Source organism: Mycobacteriales bacterium (assembly GCA_030697205.1).
Taxonomy (GTDB): Bacteria; Actinomycetota; Actinomycetes; order Mycobacteriales; family SCTD01; genus JAUYQP01.
The window spans coordinates 1-17,812 of record JAUYQP010000050.1 but is presented as its reverse complement, the minus strand read 5'-3'; the positions used below and the strand labels follow the sequence as shown (position 1 = coordinate 17,812).

The window sequence follows — 17,812 nt, the reverse complement described above, 5'->3', positions numbered from 1 at the left end:
TGCTCATGTCGCGCACCTCACGGTGTGCACCGCTCGGTGGCACCTCACGGAAACAGCGCCGTAACGGCAGGCGGGCACGGTGGGCGCGTGACCTCGACCGGGCCCCCCGTCAGTGAGACCCCGCTGGCGGGCTTCACCGTCGCGGTGACCGCTGCCCGACGGCGCGAGGAGCTCACCTCGCTGCTCGAGCGCCGCGGCGCCCGGGTGGTCGAGGCGCCGGCGATCCGGATCATCCCGACCCACGACGACGACGAGCTGCACGCCGCGACGAAGGCCTGCGTCGCCGACCCCCCGGACGTGGTCGTCGCGACGACCGGCATCGGCTTCCGTGGCTGGATGGAGGCCGCCGACGGCTGGGGGCTCGGGGAGTCGCTGCGAGACCGGTTCGCGCGCTGCGAGCTGCTCGTGCGCGGACCCAAGGCCAAGGGCGCGGTCCGAGCCGCCGGTCTCGCCGAGGCCTGGTCCCCGCCGTCGGAGGCCTCCGACGAGGTGCTCGCCCGGCTGCTGGCCGAGGGAGTCGACGGCCGCACGGTCGCGGTGCAGCTGCACGGCGAGCCGCTGCCGGAGTTCTGCGCGGCGCTGCGGGCGGCCGGCGCCACCGTGGTCGAGGTGCCCGTCTACCGCTGGGTCCCCGCGGAGGACCTGCGGCCGCTGCGCCGACTCGTGGAGCAGCTCGCGAGCGGGCAGGTCGACTGCGTCACCTTCACCAGCGCGCCGGCCGTGCTGTCGCTGCTGCGCCTCGCCGAGGAGACCGGTCGCACCGACGCGGTCCTGTCCGCCCTGCGCGGACCGGCGCTCGCCGCCTGCGTCGGTCCCGTGACCGCGGCACCGCTCGAGCGGCTCGATGTCGCGACCGTCCAGCCGGAGCGCGCCCGACTCGGTGCGCTCGTGCGCACCGTCGTGGAGCAGCTGCCCGCCCGTCGCACCCGCTCGGTCGACGCCGCTGGTCACCGGCTCGAGCTGCGCGGTCACGACGTCCTCGTCGACGGTGCCTGCGTCGCCCTCACGACCCAGCAGGCCCGCGTGCTCGCTGCCCTCGTCGACAGCGGCGGTCGGGTGCTGTCGCGCCCGGAGCTGCTCAAGGCAGCCTGGCCGGACTCGCTCGCCGACGAGCACGCCGTCGAGATGACGGTCGCCCGGCTGCGTACCGCTCTCGGACCGGCGGGTTGTGCGGTGCAGACCGTCGTCAAGCGCGGCTACCGGCTGGCCGGTCCCGACTGACCGGCGACCTCACAGGGCGGTCCGGGCGACGTGCGCGAGATGTGACCGGAGCGGTCCCGATCCGGCAACGAGCCGGAGACGACGCGTCCCTAGCGTCCGCCGCGACAGCACCCCCGGACGCAAGGAGAGCCGCATGACCACGCTCGACCAGCGCACCCCCGAGCAGGGCACCCCCGCCGCCACCACCCCCGCTGCGCGGCCGCGCTGGATCGACGACTGGCGGCCCGAGGACCCGCAGTTCTGGGAGTCCACCGGCAAGGCCGTCGCCCGCCGCAACCTGGTCTTCTCGATCCTGTCCGAGCACATAGGCTTCTCGGTCTGGACGATGTGGTCGGTCCTCGTGCTCTTCCTCGGGCCCGCCTACGGCTTCGCCCCCGAGGACAAGTTCCTGCTCACCACCGTCCCCGCCCTGGTCGGTGCCGTGCTGCGGCTGCCCTACACGTTCGCGGTGGCGACCTTCGGCGGTCGCAACTGGACCGTCGTCAGCGCCCTGCTGCTCGTCGTCCCGCTCACCCTCACCCTGGTCGTGCTCGAGCCCGGCGTCTCGCTCACGACGCTGCTTCTCGTGGCCGCCGTCGGTGGCGTCGGTGGCGGCAACTTCGCGAGCTCCATGGCCAACATCAACGCCTACTACCCGGAGCGCCTCAAGGGCCGGGCTCTCGGCCTCAACGCCGGCGGCGGCAACCTCGGCGTGCCGGTGGTCCAGCTCGCGGCACTGCTCGTCCTCGCCACCGTCGGCTCGGCGCACCCGCGCGTGCTCGTCGCGGCGTACCTGCCCCTGGTCGTCGTCGCAGCAGCCCTGGCCTGGCTGAGGATGGACAACCTCACCTCGGCCCGCAACGACAAGCGCGCCGTCCGCGACGTGGTCAAGGAGCCGCACGCCTGGGTCATGTCGGTGCTCTACATCGGCACCTTCGGCTCCTTCATCGGCTTCGGCTTCGCCTTCGGCCAGGTGCTGCTGGTGCAGTTCGCGGCCGACTTCCCGACACCGCTCGACGCGGCGTACCTCACCTTCCTCGGCCCCCTGCTCGGCTCGCTGATCCGGCCCGTCGGTGGGCTGCTCGCCGACCGCTTCGGCGGCGCCGCGGTGACGCTCGTGAACTTCATCGCCATGACCGGCGGGGCGGCGATCGTGCTCGTGGCCAGCGCGCAGGAGTCGCTTCCGCTGTTCGTCGTCGGCTTCACGACGCTGTTCGTCCTCAGTGGCATCGGCAACGGGTCGACCTACAAGATGATCCCGGCGATCTTCCGGTCGAAGGCCCAGCTGCTCGTCGCGGAGGGTGCCGACACTGCCGTCGCGGACCGGGAGGCGCGGCGGCTGTCAGGCGCCCTCATCGGCGTCGCCGGCGCGGTCGGCGCGTTCGGTGGGGTGCTGGTCAACGTCGCCCTGCGACAGTCCTTCCTGGAGACCGGCGCGGCCGATGCGGCCTACGTCGCCTTCATGGCCTTCTACGTCGTCTGCGCCGCCCTCACCTGGACGGTCTACCTGCGACCCACCCGTTCGCTCGCAGGCGTCTGAGCCGCTGGTCAGCTCTGAGGGCTTGGGGTGGTCAGTCCGGACCATCTTGGCGTCCCGCACTGGCTCAGCGGTGAGGAAGGCCTCACTCTGGGACGGCCTCCCCCTGCGCGAGGCACTGACCCGCACAGCGCCTACCAGCCGAAATGAGCACACGATGGGGTGGACGTCGACCGTCGTCCTCAACGTGATCATCACCGGCTGCTACCTGGTGATCTCCGGGCTGATCTTCAGAGGACTCGTCCGCACCGGCCAACTACGGTCCAACCCGCTGGCCCTCGCGACATCGCTGATCTTCCTCAGTTGCGCTGTGCACCACGGCCACCACGCGCTCCACGTCTGGGAGGGCGGGGGTGAGGTGAAGGCGACGTTCGGCACCTGGCACTCGGTCTCGGTCGACGTCTTCGGCGCCGGGATCGCCGTGCTCTACCTGAGCCTGCGGCGCCGCTACGGCGCCCTGCTCAACACCCCGTCGATGTTCGAGGACCAGGTCTCGGCGGAAACCGAACGTCGGCTCCGCCAGGCTGCCTACCGCGACCAGCTCACCGGGCTGGCGAACCGCACCGCTTTCACCGAGGCCGCCCAGGCCCTCGACGCGTCGCCGGGCCTACGCCTGGCGGTGGGCTACGTCGACCTCGACGGCTTCAAGCCGGTCAACGACCGCTACGGCCACGACGCCGGCGACGCCGTCCTGCGCGAGGTCGGCGCCCGGCTGGCCGCGGCGCTGCTGCCCCACGAGTCGGTCTACCGGCTGGGCGGTGACGAGTTCGTCGTCCTGTCCCCGGACCACGTCGGCCGGCTCACCGACACCGCGGCCCGGGTGCGCGCCGCCGTCAACCAGCGCATCGAGGTGCCGGACGACGAGACGGTGCACCTGGGCTGCTCGGTGGGGATGGCCCGCGGGGTGACTGGCACCGACCTCGTCGAGGACCTGCTGCGCCGCGCCGACGCCGCGATGTACCTCGCCAAGCGGCGTGGCTCCGGGGTCGCCGTCTTCGACGAGAGCAGCTGGCTCGTGTCCGCCCCGACGCAGCGCCTCCCGACCAGCGAGCAGGTCGAGCGGACCAGCTCCTGACGCACGAGAGCCGCCGGTCCCTGACGGGATCGGCGGCCCTCGTGGTGCGTCAGCTCAGCGGCCGGGCGGCGGGTCGTCGCAGCTGCGGACGTTCTGGATCCCGAGCAGCTGGTTCCACTCGTGGCAGTTCTTGGGCAGCGTCGGAACCTCCGGCGGAGCGGCGGCGGCGACGCCGCCACCCATCACTGCCAGAGCGGCCGCGGCGAGGACGACGCGGCGCATCACGGCTCCAGCTCGATGACGGGCAGGAAGTAGCAGACCTCGTAGGAGTCGAAGCCGCCGACGTGCGGGGTGTAGCAGCGACGCTCGACCGGGTCGGCCGAGGCCGGAGCGGCGGCGAGCAGCGGCAGCGCCAGCGCGGCGGTGGCCGCGAGGAGCAGGGAGGTACGACGCACGGGGATCTCCTTCGTCGAGGGGGTAAGGGGCAGCACTTTGTCACGTGCTGCTGCGAACCTCAACGCTCCCGACGTGTCGCCCTCGCGCTGTCACACGCCCGCAACGCCGGCGATGAACGCGCGGATCGCAGGGTTGTTGACCTCGCTGTAGACGCCCGCCTGGGTCGGCACCCCGCAGCCGAGCCCGTAGGACACGACCCCGATCTGGGTGCGCCGGCCACCGACGGTGCCGAACAGCGGACCACCGCTGTCGCCCTGGCAGCTGTCCTTGAGCAGGGCCGCCGCGCAGATCCCCGTGGCGGCGTCTGCCGAGCACTCGAAGGAGTCGTCGGCGACCACCTGCAGGTCGACCTCGCGCAGCGTCGAGGACGTCAGCAGGCCACCACCGGCGAGCGGCGTCTGGTCACCCCAGCCCGTGACGGTCACGGTGGTGCCGTCCGCCTCGAGGGTGTCGTCGCCGGTGGCGGCGAGGGCGATCGGCGCGACGGGCGCGGTCGAGGCGAGCTGCAGCACGGCGACGTCGTGGGTGCTGTCGGCGTAGTCGGGGTGGACGCTGACCCGCGTCACCGCGATCCGGGTGCCCGAGCCGTTGCTGTTGTTGTTGGTCCCGACCACGACCGACAGGCCGCTCGCGTCACCGTCGGGCACGCAGTGCGCCGCGGTGAGGACGAAGGTCGGCGCGATGACCGAGCCGCCGCAGAAGGCGAAGCCGCTCGCGTCCTGCAGCGAGGCCATGAAGGGGTGCGCCCCGGGCGCCGACGTGGTGCCGCCGACGATCGCGTGCGCGCCGGGCGCGGTGGCCAGACCGGTGAGCGCGACGAGGGGCAGGGCGACGAGCAGGGCACGGGTGCGCACGGGGGTCCTCCGGTTCGGTGGCGAGCAGACCCCCCTGCAACGCGCGACTCCGACAGACCTCGCGACCCGCCGTCCCCGTCGTACCCGAGAATGGAGCCATGACCACCCCGCTCGACGTGCAGCAGGAGGCCGCGCGTCGTCGCACCTTCGCCGTGATCAGCCACCCCGATGCCGGGAAGTCCACGCTCACCGAGGCACTGGCCCTGCACGCGCGGGTCATCCACGAGGCCGGCGCCATCCACGGCAAGGCCGGCCGCAAGAGCACCGTCAGCGACTGGATGGACATCGAGAAGCAGCGCGGCATCTCGATCAGCTCAGCCGCGCTGCAGTTCGAGTACGGCCAAGCCGTGGTCAACCTGCTCGACACCCCCGGCCACGCCGACTTCTCCGAGGACACCTACCGCGTGCTCGCGGCGGTCGACAGCGCCGTCATGCTGCTCGACGCCGCGAAGGGCCTCGAGCCGCAGACGATGAAGCTGTTCGACGTGTGCAAGCACCGGGGCGTTCCGGTGCTGACCGTCGTCAACAAGTGGGACCGCCCGGGTCTCGCGCCGCTCGAGCTCATGGACGAGGTCCAGACCCGCACGGGCCTGCTCCCGACCCCGCTGACCTGGCCGGTCGGCATCGCGGGTGACTTCCGCGGGGTCCTCGACCGCCGCACCGGCGAGTTCATCCGCTTCACCCGCACCGCCGGCGGCGCGACCCTCGCCCCCGAGGAGCGGATGAGCGCGGAGCGCGCCCTGGCCGAGCAGGGCGAGGCCTGGACCACCGCGGTCGAGGAGAGCGAGCTGCTCACCGAGATGGGCCAGGACCACGACCAGGCGACTTTCCTGGCAGGTACGACGACCCCGGTGCTGTTCGGCTCGGCGGTCCTCAACTTCGGCGTCGGGCAGCTGCTCGACGTCCTGCTGCAGCACGCCCCCGCCCCGACCGCCCGCGAGGACGCTGACGGCGTGGCCCGCAAGGTCGACGCACCGTTCTCGGCGTTCGTCTTCAAGATGCAGGCGGGCATGGACAGCGCCCACCGCGACCGGCTCGCCTACATCCGGGTCTGCAGCGGCGTCTTCGAGCGCGGGTCGGTGGTGACCCACTCCTCGACCGGCAAGCCGTTCGCGACGAAGTACGCCCAGCAGGTCTTCGGGCGCGAGCGCGTCACCGTCGACCTCGCCTACCCCGGCGACGTGGTCGGCCTGGTCAACGCCAGCTCGCTGCGGGTCGGCGACTCGCTCTACGTCGAGCAGAAGGTCACCTTCCCGCCGATCCCGTCGTTCGCCCCCGAGCACTTCGCGGTCTGCCGCGCGCAGGACTCCGGTCGCTACAAGCAGTTCCGCCGAGGCATCGAGCAGCTCGAGCAGGAGGGCGTCGTGCAGGTCCTGCGCTCCGACCGACGTGGCGACCAGGCACCAGTGCTCGCGGCCGTGGGTCCGATGCAGTTCGAGGTCGTGGAGCACCGGATGGCGGGGGAGTTCTCCGCGCCGGTGCGCCTCGACCGGCTCGAGTACACCCTCGCCCGGCGCACGACCCGGGAGTGGCAGAAGGTCCTCGACAGCGAGTCCGGCGTCGAGGTCCTCGAGCGCGCCTCCGACGGCGAGCTGCTCGCAGTGTTCGCCGGCACGTGGCGGGTCTCCCGGGTGGAGCGCGACCACGACGGCGTCGTCCTCGAGCACCTCGTGGCCGCCAGCAGCTGACCCCCGTCACCCGAATGGGTGCATCTCGCTCCAGCGGGCACACCGTGATGGGGACCACAGGACGGAGCGGCGGAGGTGACGGTGCAGGCGACCTGGCAGATGGCGCTGCCGTCGGCTGCCGAGGCAGTGCCCCGCGCCCGTCACGGCGTCGTCGCTGCTCTGCGCGACTGGGACTGCGACGCCCTCGTCGACGCCACCGCCCTCGTCGTCTCCGAGCTCGTCACCAACGCGGTCCTGCACGCGCGGACCCCGCTCGAGGTCACGCTCGTCCAGGAGCGCGACGGGGTGATGGTGGCGGTGCGGGACCTCGCCGACGGCCAGCCCGCCCGTCGGGAGTCACCGTCGCTCGCCTCGACCGGGCGCGGCCTCGTGCTGCTCGAGGCCCTGGCCCGCTCGTGGGGCGTCGACCGCCACCCGGGCGGCGGCAAGACGGTCTGGGCGCTGCTCACCCAGGAGTCCGTCGACGGGTGACCCGGGTGTCACCCGTCCTCGCGCTTGCAATTGTTACCAGCGGGTAGCACCCTGGACCTACTCGCGGGTAACAGCCGTGCTCAGCGAGCCCCGTCCTACCAGGAGCGACCGCACGATGGGCCACTACAAGAGCAACCTGCGCGACATCGAGTTCAACCTCTTCGAGGTCTTCGGTGCCGACGCCACCCTGGGCCAGGGCCCGTTCGCCGACCTCGACGTCGACGCTGCGCGCGACGTCCTGAAGGAGGCCGAGCGGCTCGCCACCAACGACCTGGCCGCGTCGTTCACCGACGCCGACCGCAACCCGCCGGTCTTCGACCCGGAGACCTCGACGGTCACCATGCCGGAGTCCTTCCTCGCGAGCTACCGCGCCTACCAGGCCGGCGGTTGGGACCGCTTCCCGCTGTCCGCCGAGCTCGGCGGCATGGGCGCACCGCCCTCGCTGATCTGGGCCTTCTCCGAGCTGGTCCTCGGCTCCAACCCCGCGATCTACATGTTCGCGGCGGGCCCGGCCTTCGCGCAGATCCTGCACCGCAACGGCACCGCCGACCAGAAGCGCTTCGCCGAGCTCGCCATCGACAAGGGCTGGGGCGCCACGATGGTGCTCACCGAGCCCGACGCCGGTTCCGACGTCGGCGCCGGTCGCGCGACCGCCAAGCAGCAGGCCGACGGCACCTGGCACATCGAGGGCACCAAGCGCTTCATCACCAGCGCCGAGTGGGACCTTCCGGAGAACATCTTCCACCTCGTCCTCGCCCGCCCGGAGGGCCATGGGGCCGGCACCAAGGGGCTGTCGCTCTTCCTCGTGCCGAAGTTCCACGTCGACCTCGAGACCGGTGAGCTCGGCGAGCGCAACGGCGCCTACGTCACCGGTGTCGAGAAGAAGATGGGGCTCAAGGTCTCCACGACCTGCGAGCTGACCTTCGGCGACAAGCACCCCGCCGTCGGCACCCTCGTCGGCGAGGTCCACGACGGCATCGCGCAGATGTTCCAGGTCATCGAGTACGCCCGGATGATGGTCGGCACCAAGGCCATCTCGACGCTGTCGACCGGCTACCTCAACGCGCTCGACTACGCCAAGGAGCGTGTCCAGGGCGCCGACCTCACGCAGATGACCGACAAGACCGCGCCGCGCGTGACGATCATCAACCACCCCGACGTGCGCCTCATGCTCATGCGCCAGAAGGCCTGGGCAGAGGGCATGCGCGCCCTCGTGCTCTACACCGCGACCGTGCAGGACCGCATCGAGCTCGCCGCCCACGCCGGGGAGGCCGACGATCTCGCCGTCCGCCTCAACGACCTGCTGCTGCCGATCGTGAAGGGCTACGGCTCGGAGAAGGCCTACGAGCTGCTCGCGACCTCGCTGCAGGTCTTCGGTGGCGCTGGGTTCACCCAGGACTACCCCATCGAGCAGTACATCCGCGACGCCAAGATCGACACCCTCTACGAGGGCACAACGACGATCCAGGGGATGGACTTCTTCTTCCGCAAGATCGTGCGGGACAAGGGCCAGGCGCTCGGCGCGCTCGCCGCGGAGATCACCGAGTTCGCCAAGGGGGCCAGTGAGTACCCGACCGGCAACGGCGCGCTGCTCAGGGAGCGCGAGCTGCTCGGCACCGGGCTCGAGGACGCACAGGCGATCGTCGGCCACCTCGTCAACGACCTGATGAGCGCGGTCGACGACCCCAAGAACGTCTACAAGGTCGGCCTCAACACCACCCGCGTCCTCATGTCGCTCGGTGACGTCGTCATCGGCTGGCTGCTGCTGCGCCAGGCCGCGGTCGCGCTGGACAAGCTGCCGGCCGCCAGCGGTCGCGACAAGGCGTTCTACGAGGGCAAGGTCGCTGCGGCCCGCTGGTTCGCCGCCAACGTGCTGCCGGCCCTCACCGCGCAGCGCGCGATCGCCGAGGCGACGGACCTCTCGCTCATGGAGATCGACGAGGCCGCCTTCTAGCGCCACTCGCGTCGGCACCGACACCGCAACGGGCCGCACCCCACGACGGGGTGCGGCCCGTTGCGCGTCGAGCCCACGAGCACCACGTCGTACGACGTGAGAGCCGGTGCGGCGCGCGTCACCCGGGGCAAGGCGTTTGCCGGGGGTGGACCCGCGGGTATCCCTTTGTCAGCGCGACAGAGACCTGTCGCCACGACCTGAACGGGGCAGTCTCATGGGTATCGGTGCCAGCGTCTTCCTGCTCGCGCTCGGAGCGGTCCTCGCCTTCGCGGTGACCGACGCGATCAACGGCGTCGACCTCACGGCGGTCGGCTACATCCTCATGGCGGCCGGTGCGCTCGGCCTGCTCATGACCACCCTCGTCTTCGGCCGCCGCGACCGTGAGGTCGTCGGCAGCGAGCGCGTCGTGACCCGCGAGCGCGACGTCCTCTAGGACCCCCTCGACCGAAGGCCCGCCACCCCCCGTGGCGGGCCTTCGGTGTGCACGGGGAGCGCCCGGCAGGACCGCGATGGACCGCGCGGCCCAGAAGTACACCTGGCGCGAGCTCTACAACTCCCCCGAGGTCAAGGCCGCAGTGGGAGAAGGAGGTCGTCGACGCGCTGCCCGTGCTCGTGGACCGCCAGACCGACGGCGAGGAGGACTTCTTCCAGAGCTTCGCCCTCACCATCTCCCAGCCCGAGCCGCCGCAGGCCCTCAAGGACGCCGTCACCAACGAGCAGACCCAGGTCGCCCAAGCCCGCGCGGCCGAGGCCAAGGCGGCAGCCGACAAGCTCGCGACGGAGCGCGCAGATCGCGGTGCAGCGGGCGGAGACCGCGAAGATCGCCGAGCGGATCAAGGTGCTCGGCATCGACGGCTACCTGCGCGCGCTCGCGATCGAGCGCGCCCAAAACCCCTCCCAGCCGTCGTACGGCGCTGCCGTCGTCGAGCCCAGGCAGTGAGGCTGCTCCTCCCGCTGCTGGTGATCGCGTCGCTGGGCGGCGGCTACTGGCTCGGCGGGCAGGATCGCAGGCGGGCGGTCGTGGCGGCCCACGCCGACCTGCAGCCGGTCGTCGCCGCGTGCCGCGAGCTGCTCGTCGAGCGGGCCAGCTCCACGCAGTCCTTCGCCGCCGCGCGGGCGCTGGCCCAGCACGAGGTGGACCGCTACGACACCGAGGTGCGCGCGCTCCCGTAGCGCAGGCGGCTAGATCCCGCGAAGGACGAGGCCGATCTCGACAGGTGCGCCCTCGACCACCCGCACCGGGATGCCCCAGTCCTGCTGGGTGATGTGGCAGGCGGGGTGCTCGTCGGGGCCGCTCGCGTCGTCGCAGGACGCGGCGGTCGCGGCGACGTGCAGGACGCCGTCGCCCGGGGCGAGCACGAGCTCGCGCCCCAGGTCGGTCGCGGCGCCGGCGCCCTCGAGGAGCAGCTCCGGCGGCGAGGCGCTGACGACCAGCCGGGTCGACGGGCCGTAGCGCTCGTCGAGGTGCTGTCCCGGCGGCGGCTCGAAGACGACGGCGAGTTGCACGCGTCCCGGAGCGACGTCCTGGGCCGGTCGCTGCGTGCGCTGCGCGACCCCGTCGACGACGAGCGCCTCGTCGGGCAGCCGCAGCCGCGTGACGCGGTGCGCGGCCGACTCGACGACCAGCAGGTGCTCACCGTCCACGACGGCGTCACTGGGCTCGGAGAGACCGGTCATCAGGGTGGTCATCTCGTCGCGCGCGGGGTCGTAGCGCCGCACCGCACCGTTGTAGGTGTCGCACACCGCGACCGAGCCGTCGGGCAGCGCGGTGACCCCGAGCGGGTGCTGGAGCAGCGCCTGCGCGGCGGGGCCGTCGCGGTGGCCGAAGTCGAACAACCCGGTGCCCACCGCGCTGCCGACCTCGCCCTCGCGGTACCACCGCAGCGCGCTCGTCTCCGCATCGGCGAACCACAGCCGGTCGGCGCCGGCGGCCAGACCGCTCGGCTGGGCGAGGTAGGCCGACAGGGCGTCACCGTCGCGCAGCCCCTCGCCCGTCGTGCCCGCCAGCACCCGCAGCTCCCCGTCGCGCAGCGCCCACAGCTGGTGGGTGCCGGCCATGGCCACGACGACCTCGCCGTCCCACCACGCCACGTCCCAGGGCGTCGACAGCGCGACCTCGAGCGCGGGCCCGGCCGTGGGCTCGCCGGGTCGCCACTGCCGGCCGGTGCCGGCCAGGGTGGTGACCTCGCCGGTCGCGAGGTCGAGGCGCCGCAGGGCGTGGTTGACGGAGTCGGCGACGACGACGGTGCCGTCGGGCAGCAGCGCCAGGCCCTGCGGCTCGCTGAAGCGGGGGCTCGGTCCGTCGACGAGGCCCCGGGTCCCGTCACCGATCCGGCGCACGACGGTCTCGCCGTCGAGCACGACCAGGCTGTGCCGAGCGCTGTCGCTGACCAGCAGGGTCCCGTCGGGCAGCCGCAGCGCCTTGCCGGGGAAGCGCAGGTCGGTCGCCGGCGGCTCGGGCGCGACCCAGTGGCCGTCGCCGCGGCGCAGGGTGCCCTTGGCGTCGTGCTCCGCGACGAGCTCCTCGAGCAGCCGGGCCAGCCCCTCCGCGTGGCCCTCGCCGCTCGCGACGTGGACGACGTAGCCCTCCGGGTCGACGAGCACGAGCGTCGGCCAGGCGCGCACGGCGTACTGCTTCCAGGTCCGCAGCTCGGGGTCGTCGAGCACCGGGTGATGAACCTCGTAGCGCTCGACGGCCGCGACGACGCTGCCGTGGTCGGCCTCGTGGGCGAACTTCGGCGAGTGCACGCCGATGACGACGAGGACGTCGGCGAAGCGCGCCTCGACCGGCCGCAGCTCGTCGAGGACGTGCAGGCAGTTGACGCAGCAGTAGGTCCAGAAGTCGAGCAGGACGAAGCGGCCGCGAAGCCCCGCCAGGGTCAACGGCGCGTCGGTGCCGATCCAGCCACCGGCCCCCTCGAGCTCAGGGGCACGGACACGGGCGGCGCGAGGGGCAGTCACGCCGCACGACTCTAGGCAGCGGCGCCCTTGCGGTGCGCGGCGACCGCCGCCAGCGCCAGCAGACCGGCCGCAGCCAGCGGGAGCGCGGGTCCGCTGCCCGTCGTCGGGAGGGTGACCGGCTGGGCCGCCGGCGGCTGGGCAGCCGGCCCCGTGACCGGTCGCGTGACCGGCGCCTCGGCCCGGTTGGCGAGCTCGCGCACCACCACGCCCTGCGCGTCGGTCGGCCGCTCGGCCGCGGCGAGCTCGGTCGCTGCCGGGCCGAGCTCCGCGCAGGCCTTCGTGCAGGTGTCGACCATCGCGCCCCAGATCTCCCCGGCGGGCGAGTAGATGACGTCGAGGAAGTCATACATCCCGGCGCACCGCCCGAGGCAGACCCCGCGGTGGACGGGGTCGGCCAACGCGTTGGCCGTCGCGGACCGGAAGACCGGCTGCGCCGCCAGGGCGTCGGTCGACTCGAGCACGTAGTAGTTCCAGGCCCGCGCCGGGTTGGTCGGGTCCGTGACCGTCGTGCCGGGGTAGGAGATGACGACGTGGCCCGGCTCGCCGGCGTCGACGCTCGGGAAGTTGACGGCCCGCAGGCCGGGTGGGCCGATCAGCAGCGCCGGTCCGAAGGTCAGGCCGGCGTCGGTGGAGACCGCCATGTAGGGCAGGTTCGTGCCGGCCTGCCACCAGACGTAGTAGACGTTGCCGGCCTTGTCGGTGGCGACGGCGGTCTGGGTGTGCGCGGTCGACATCGGGTGCACCAGGGTCTGCCGCCAGGTCGCGCCGCCGTCCTCACTCACCGCGAGCCACGGGTTGCCGCAGTGACCCTTCGGCAGGTAGAGGCGGCCCGCGACGTCGGTGGTGATGTGGCCGTGCAGGCCACCGCAGACGCCCGGGCTCGTCGAGGTGCCGTCCCCGTCGTTGCTCCCGGCGGAGACACCGAGGAAGGCGGGGGCGCCGCTCTGCGTGAAGACCGTCCCGCCGTCGAGGGAGCGGGCGCACTGCGCGTCGGCGATCTTGTTGACGCAGTAGTAGACGACGTTGGGGTAGCCCACCGTCGGCAGTCCCGGCGGCGGGTTGCCGACCACGATTGTCTGGTGGTCGTCGACCGGGCCGTCACAGGCGAGCGGGTTGCCGATGCTCCAGGTCTTGCCCTCGTCGTCAGACCACTGCAGCAGCGAGCAGCCGACGAGCAGGTCGTCGGAGTAAATGCGGTTGGTCTCCTGGTCGACGTAGATGTAGGGGTCGAGGGTGGCCGGTGGGTAGGTCTGACCGGCCACGACCGGGGTGACGTCCTCGTAGGTCGTGCTGCCGTCGTAGCTGGCGTAGATGAGGGTGCGGGGGTTGGCCGGGCTGATGCCGTCGAAGTCCGCCGCGGTGATGAAGGCGTTGCCTGCCTGGGTAACTCCCAGGGTCGGCTCCGATGCCTTGCGCCCGATGTAGGTCGCGGCAAGGGCGAGCGGCTCGACGCCGGTCACGGGGATCGTGGCGGGTGGGACCGGCGCGGGCACGGCGCCTAGGGGGATGACGAAACGCGCGGGAGTGGCCGTGCCGCCGTAGTAGACGCGCTGGTCCTGGCCGGCGTCGGCGTAGAGCGGGGTGACCTGGAGGAGCAGGCTCGACGCGACCGTGCCCTTGACCTCGACGGTCGAGGTCACCGCCACCGGCTCCGCGCCGACTGCGGTGACCCTCGCGGTGCCCGAGCCGATCAGGGCCTCGGTCTCGGCACCCGGGTCGGCGAAGACCCGGACCGCCACGTTGTCACCGGGCACGAGCGTCGCGGTCGCGTTGGCCGTCGACCAGTACAGGGTCAGGCTCACGGGACCCGAGATGGTGCCGCTGAAGGGGCCCTCCCAGAAGGCGGTCCCGGGGCTGCGCGGCGAGTCCGCGTCGGCGGACAGCGGCTGGGTCAGCTGCAGCCCGTCGGTCGTCGACGTCGGCTTGGTCGTGCTGAAGCTCGCCGTCGGGGCGCCGCTGGTCTTGGCCAGCTCGTCGCCCGGCCCACCCGTCAGGTAGTAGGTCGTGCCCGCGCCGACCGGCACCGTGAGCGGGTCGACGTAGGGGGTGGCCTTCCATGCCTGCGTCGCACCGCCGGTGACGGCCGGCGGACCGGTCGGCGCCGCGGTCGCGGACGGGGTCAGGGCGATGGTCAGCGCGGCGAGAGCGCTGACGGCGAGCAGCGCCGAGGCGCGACGGTAGCGATGCACGGGGGGCCTTTGGCAGCAGGAGCCGGTCCGGTCCCCGCTCCCTTCGCCGCCGACCCAGGCGGCACCTGCCTACCGGTGGGACAGCGACTCGAGGACGAGCAGCTCCTGACGGGCCGACGGGGTGGAGGCGCGCGACGCGGCGCGCAGCAGCGCGCGCTCGGTGGCGTGCTGGTGGTGGTGCTCGAGACGGGTGCTGAGCAGGTGGCGCAGGGCGGTCATGTCGTCCTCCTCGACGAGCGGGTGTGCACCTGCTGCAACACCGGTCGAGCGAGGATGTGTGCCGTTCTGCGCCGTGCCGTGCGTCACGACCAGGCGAGAGCCGTCGCGGGGTCGGCGAGCACCCGGGCGATGTCGGCGAGGAACTGCGACCCGAGCTGGCCGTCGACGACGCGGTGGTCGAACGACAGCGCAAGCTGGGTCACCTGCCGGATGCAGATCTCGCCCTCGTGCACCCACGGCATGGGTCGCACCGCACCGAAGCACAGGATCGCCGACTCCCCGGGGTTGAGGATCGGTGTGCCGGTGTCGACGCCGAAGACGCCGACGTTGGTGATCGTGATGGTGCCGCGCGCCATGTCGGCCGGGGTGGTACGCCCCTCACGGGCGGTCGCGACGAGGTCCTGCAGCGCCCTACCGAGCTGCACCAGGGTTAGGGAGTCCGCGTCCTTGATGTTGGGCACGAGCAGCCCGCGCGGGGTCGCCGCGGCGATGCCGAGGTGGACGAAGTCCTTCACCACGATCTCCGCGTCGTCACCCTCACCGACGTAGGTCGCGTTGATGTCGGGGTTGCGGCGCACCGCGAGCAGCAGCGCCTTGGCGACCAGCAGCAGCGGCGTGACCTTGACGCCGTCGAAGTCCGGCAGCGCCCGAAGCCGCTGCACGAGCTCCATCGTCGGGGTGACGTCGACAGTGATGAACTCCGTGACGTGCGGCGCGGTGAAGGCGCTCGCGACCATCGCCTGCGCGGTCATCCGGCGGACCCCCTTGACGGGCACCCGGCGCTCCCGGGTCACAGGGTCGTACGACGCGACTGCGGCTGCCGGCGCGGTGGCCGTGAAGGTGGACCTGTCTGCCGCGGCCTCGACGTCGGCGCGGGTGACCGAGCCCTGCGGGCCGGTGCCGACGACCGTCGCGAGGTCGACCCCGAGGTCCCTGGCGAGCTTGCGGACCGGCGGCTTCGCGAGCACCGGGTGGGCGCCGGCCTGCTGGGCGGCGGCCTGGCCGACCGCGGCCGCCGAGACCCGCGCGGCGGTGGCCGGAGGAGGCGGGGGAGCGACCTCGACGGGCGGCGCGGCGACGGGGGCGGCGCCGGACCGCGGGCGGCGTACTGCCGTCACCGACTTGGGTCCGTAGCCCACCAGTGTCGCGGTGCGACCGGTCGGGCCGACCTCACCGATGAGGGCGCCCTCGGCCCCGGCAGGCGAGGCCGGCGCGGGGGTCGACAGGCCCTCGGTCACCTCGTCGTGAGAGGCGGCGGCCGTCACGGGCAACGGGCCGGCTCCCGGGTCGGTGTCGAAGGAGATGATGACCGCGCCGACGTCGACGGTCGCGCCGGCCGGGTGGTGCAGGGCGGTGACGACCCCGGCGAAGGGCGACGGGACCTCGACCGCGGCCTTGGCGGTCTCCACCTCGACGATCGGCTGGTTGAGGGTGACGGTGTCACCGACCTGCACCATCCACTGCAGGATCTCGCCCTCGGTGAGGCCCTCGCCGAGGTCGGGCAGCGCGAAGTCACGGACCCGCGTCATCAGAACCCCAGCGACCGGTCGACGCCGTGCAGGACCCGGTCGAGGTCGGGCAGGTAGTCCTCCTCCACCCGCGACGGCGGGTAGGGGGTGTCGTAGCCGGTGACGCGCAGCACCGGGGCCTCCATCTCGTAGTAGAGCTCCTCGCTGACCCGCGCCGCGATCTCCGCGCCGAGGCCCACCGACGACGGGGCCTCGTGGACGACCACGAGCCGCTTGGTGCGCCGCACCGACTCGAGGACGACCGGGAAGTCCAGCGGCGACAGCGAGCGCAGGTCGATGACCTCGAGCGAGCGCCCCTCGCCCTCGACGGCCGTGGCCGCGTCGAGGCAGGTCTTCACCATCGGGCCGTAGGCGACCAGCGTCACGTCGGTGCCCGGCCGCACGACGCGGGCCTGCCACAGCGGGTCGGGCACCGCCGTCATGTCGACCTCGGCCTTCTCCCAGTAGCGCCGCTTGGGCTCGAAGAAGATGACGGGGTCGTCGCACGCGATCGCCTGCTGGACCATGAAGTGCGCGTCCACCGGGTTGGAGCACGACACGACCTTGAGCCCGGCGGTGTGGGCGAAGTAGGCCTCGGGCGACTCGCTGTGGTGCTCGACCGCGCCGATGCCACCACCGAAGGGGATCCGGATCGTCACGGGCAGCCGAACGATCCCGTCGGAGCGGGCGTGCATCTTCGCCAGCTGCGACACGATCTGGTCGTAGGCGGGGTAGACGAAGCCGTCGAACTGGATCTCGCAGACCGGTCGGTAGCCGCGGATCGCGAGGCCGATCGCGGTCCCGATGATGCCGCTCTCGGCGAGCGGGGTGTCGAAGACGCGGTCCTCGCCGAAGTCCTTCTGCAGCCCATCGGTGACGCGGAAGACGCCGCCGAGCTTGCCGACGTCCTCTCCCATCACGAGCACCTTGGGGTCGGTCTCCATCGCCTTGCGGATGCCGGCGTTCAGGGCCTTGGCCAGAGTCACCTTCGTCATCAGTGCGCCCCTTCGAACGATGCGAGGTAGGTCGCGAAGGTATCGCGCTGCTCGGCCAGCTCGGCTGTCTGCTCCGCGTAGACCTGGTCGAAGATGCTCAGCGGGGTCGGGTCGGGCAGCGCCCGGCAGCCGTCACGCAGACGTGCCCCGATCTCGTCGGCCTCGCCCTCGACCTCGTCGAACCAGGCGTGGTCGGCAAGCCCCTGCCGGGTCAGGTAGACCTTCAGCCGGGCGATCGGGTCCTTCAGCTTCCAGTACTCGAGCTCCTCGCTCATCCGGTAGCGCGTCGGGTCGTCGGTGGTCGTGTGCGCGCCCATCCGGTAGGTGTACGCCTCGACCAGCATCGGGCCGTTGCCCTCACGGGTGTACTGCAGCGCCGCCTGGGTGACGGCGTACACCGCGAGCACGTCGTTGCCGTCGACCCGTACGCCGGGGAAGCCGAAGCCGTTCGCCCGCTGGTAGAGGGGGATCCGCGACTGGCGCTCGATCGGCTCCGAGATCGCCCACTGGTTGTTCTGGCAGAAGAAGACCACCGGCGCGTTGTACGACGCAGCGAAGATGAAGGACTCGTTCACGTCGCCCTGCGAGGAGGCGCCGTCGCCGAAGAAGGCCACCACGCTGGTGTCGCGGTCCGGGTCGCCGGTGCCGACCGCGCCGTCGCGCTGGACGCCCATCGCGTAGCCGGTCGCGTGCAGCGTCTGCGCGCCGATCACGATCGTGTAGTTGGCGAAGTTGTGCGCGTTCGGGTCCCAGGCACCCTGGTCG

General features: G+C 72.3%; 18 protein-coding genes. 9 read left to right on the top strand and 9 right to left on the bottom strand.

The window, feature by feature from the left end; all coding sequences use genetic code 11:
* The first annotated feature begins 87 nt into the window (after positions 1-87).
* From Q8R60_17085 to Q8R60_17075, 3 genes are all read left to right on the top strand, one after another.
* A complete protein-coding gene (locus Q8R60_17085; GenBank protein ID MDP3714190.1) occupies positions 88-1,221 on the top strand; it encodes a uroporphyrinogen-III synthase in 1,134 nt (377 codons plus the stop codon).
* A 133-nt stretch (positions 1,222-1,354) separates the two neighbouring features.
* Complete coding sequence (locus Q8R60_17080) at positions 1,355-2,740, top strand: nitrate/nitrite transporter (protein MDP3714189.1); 1,386 nt, start codon at positions 1,355-1,357, stop codon at positions 2,738-2,740.
* Between the two features lie 154 nt (positions 2,741-2,894).
* Positions 2,895-3,812 carry a GGDEF domain-containing protein gene (locus Q8R60_17075; protein ID MDP3714188.1) on the top strand — a complete coding sequence of 306 codons (918 nt, stop codon included), beginning with the start codon at positions 2,895-2,897 and terminating at the stop codon, positions 3,810-3,812.
* A 54-nt stretch (positions 3,813-3,866) separates the two neighbouring features.
* On the opposite strand, the gene Q8R60_17070 is transcribed toward Q8R60_17075, so the two are convergent.
* From Q8R60_17070 to Q8R60_17060, 3 genes are all read right to left on the bottom strand, one after another.
* Entirely contained in the window at positions 3,867-4,034 is a 168-nt protein-coding gene (locus tag Q8R60_17070) for a hypothetical protein (protein ID MDP3714187.1), read from the bottom strand.
* Positions 4,034-4,207: a hypothetical protein gene (locus tag Q8R60_17065; protein MDP3714186.1), complete on the bottom strand. Its 174-nt coding sequence runs from the start codon at positions 4,205-4,207 to the stop codon at positions 4,034-4,036. The genes Q8R60_17070 and Q8R60_17065 overlap by 1 nt, the downstream gene beginning before the upstream one ends.
* A 90-nt stretch (positions 4,208-4,297) precedes the next feature.
* Complete coding sequence (locus Q8R60_17060) at positions 4,298-5,062, bottom strand: serine protease (protein ID MDP3714185.1); 765 nt, start codon at positions 5,060-5,062, stop codon at positions 4,298-4,300.
* A 98-nt stretch (positions 5,063-5,160) separates the two neighbouring features.
* Here Q8R60_17060 and Q8R60_17055 point away from each other — a divergent pair, with 98 nt between their 5' ends.
* The 6 genes from Q8R60_17055 to Q8R60_17030 all read left to right on the top strand — a co-directional run bounded on the left by Q8R60_17055 (position 5,161) and on the right by Q8R60_17030 (position 10,348).
* Positions 5,161-6,750: a peptide chain release factor 3 gene (locus Q8R60_17055; GenBank protein MDP3714184.1), complete on the top strand. Its 1,590-nt coding sequence runs from the start codon at positions 5,161-5,163 to the stop codon at positions 6,748-6,750.
* A 75-nt stretch (positions 6,751-6,825) separates the two neighbouring features.
* Entirely contained in the window at positions 6,826-7,221 is a 396-nt protein-coding gene (locus Q8R60_17050; protein ID MDP3714183.1) for an ATP-binding protein, read from the top strand.
* A 115-nt stretch (positions 7,222-7,336) separates the two neighbouring features.
* Complete coding sequence (locus Q8R60_17045; protein ID MDP3714182.1) at positions 7,337-9,175, top strand: acyl-CoA dehydrogenase; 1,839 nt, start codon at positions 7,337-7,339, stop codon at positions 9,173-9,175.
* Positions 9,176-9,389: 214 nt separating this feature from the next.
* Positions 9,390-9,608 carry a DUF6458 family protein gene (locus tag Q8R60_17040; protein MDP3714181.1) on the top strand — a complete coding sequence of 73 codons (219 nt, stop codon included), beginning with the start codon at positions 9,390-9,392 and terminating at the stop codon, positions 9,606-9,608.
* A 363-nt stretch (positions 9,609-9,971) separates the two neighbouring features.
* Entirely contained in the window at positions 9,972-10,115 is a 144-nt protein-coding gene (locus Q8R60_17035; protein MDP3714180.1) for a hypothetical protein, read from the top strand.
* A complete protein-coding gene (locus Q8R60_17030) occupies positions 10,112-10,348 on the top strand; it encodes a hypothetical protein (protein MDP3714179.1) in 237 nt (78 codons plus the stop codon). Before Q8R60_17035 ends, Q8R60_17030 begins: the two co-directional genes overlap by 4 nt.
* A gap of 9 nt (positions 10,349-10,357) precedes the next feature.
* Here Q8R60_17030 and Q8R60_17025 read toward each other — a convergent pair whose 3' ends face one another.
* The 6 genes from Q8R60_17025 to Q8R60_17000 form a co-directional block, all read right to left on the bottom strand.
* A complete protein-coding gene (locus Q8R60_17025) occupies positions 10,358-12,136 on the bottom strand; it encodes an NHL domain-containing thioredoxin family protein (GenBank protein MDP3714178.1) in 1,779 nt (592 codons plus the stop codon).
* Positions 12,137-12,147: 11 nt separating this feature from the next.
* Positions 12,148-14,325, bottom strand: coding sequence for a sialidase family protein (locus Q8R60_17020; GenBank protein MDP3714177.1), 2,178 nt, complete (start codon positions 14,323-14,325; stop codon positions 12,148-12,150).
* Positions 14,326-14,394: 69 nt separating this feature from the next.
* Positions 14,395-14,544 carry a hypothetical protein gene (locus Q8R60_17015; GenBank protein MDP3714176.1) on the bottom strand — a complete coding sequence of 50 codons (150 nt, stop codon included), beginning with the start codon at positions 14,542-14,544 and terminating at the stop codon, positions 14,395-14,397.
* Positions 14,545-14,627: 83 nt separating this feature from the next.
* Positions 14,628-16,073 (bottom strand): dihydrolipoamide acetyltransferase family protein, encoded by a 1,446-nt coding sequence (locus Q8R60_17010; GenBank protein MDP3714175.1) that lies wholly within the window; start codon positions 16,071-16,073, stop codon positions 14,628-14,630.
* Positions 16,073-17,047, bottom strand: coding sequence for an alpha-ketoacid dehydrogenase subunit beta (locus Q8R60_17005; GenBank protein MDP3714174.1), 975 nt, complete (start codon positions 17,045-17,047; stop codon positions 16,073-16,075). Before Q8R60_17005 ends, Q8R60_17010 begins: the two co-directional genes overlap by 1 nt.
* Positions 17,047-17,812, bottom strand: a 766-nt coding sequence (locus Q8R60_17000) for a thiamine pyrophosphate-dependent enzyme (GenBank protein ID MDP3714173.1), incomplete at its 5' end; no start/stop codon positions are given. The genes Q8R60_17000 and Q8R60_17005, both read right to left, overlap by 1 nt.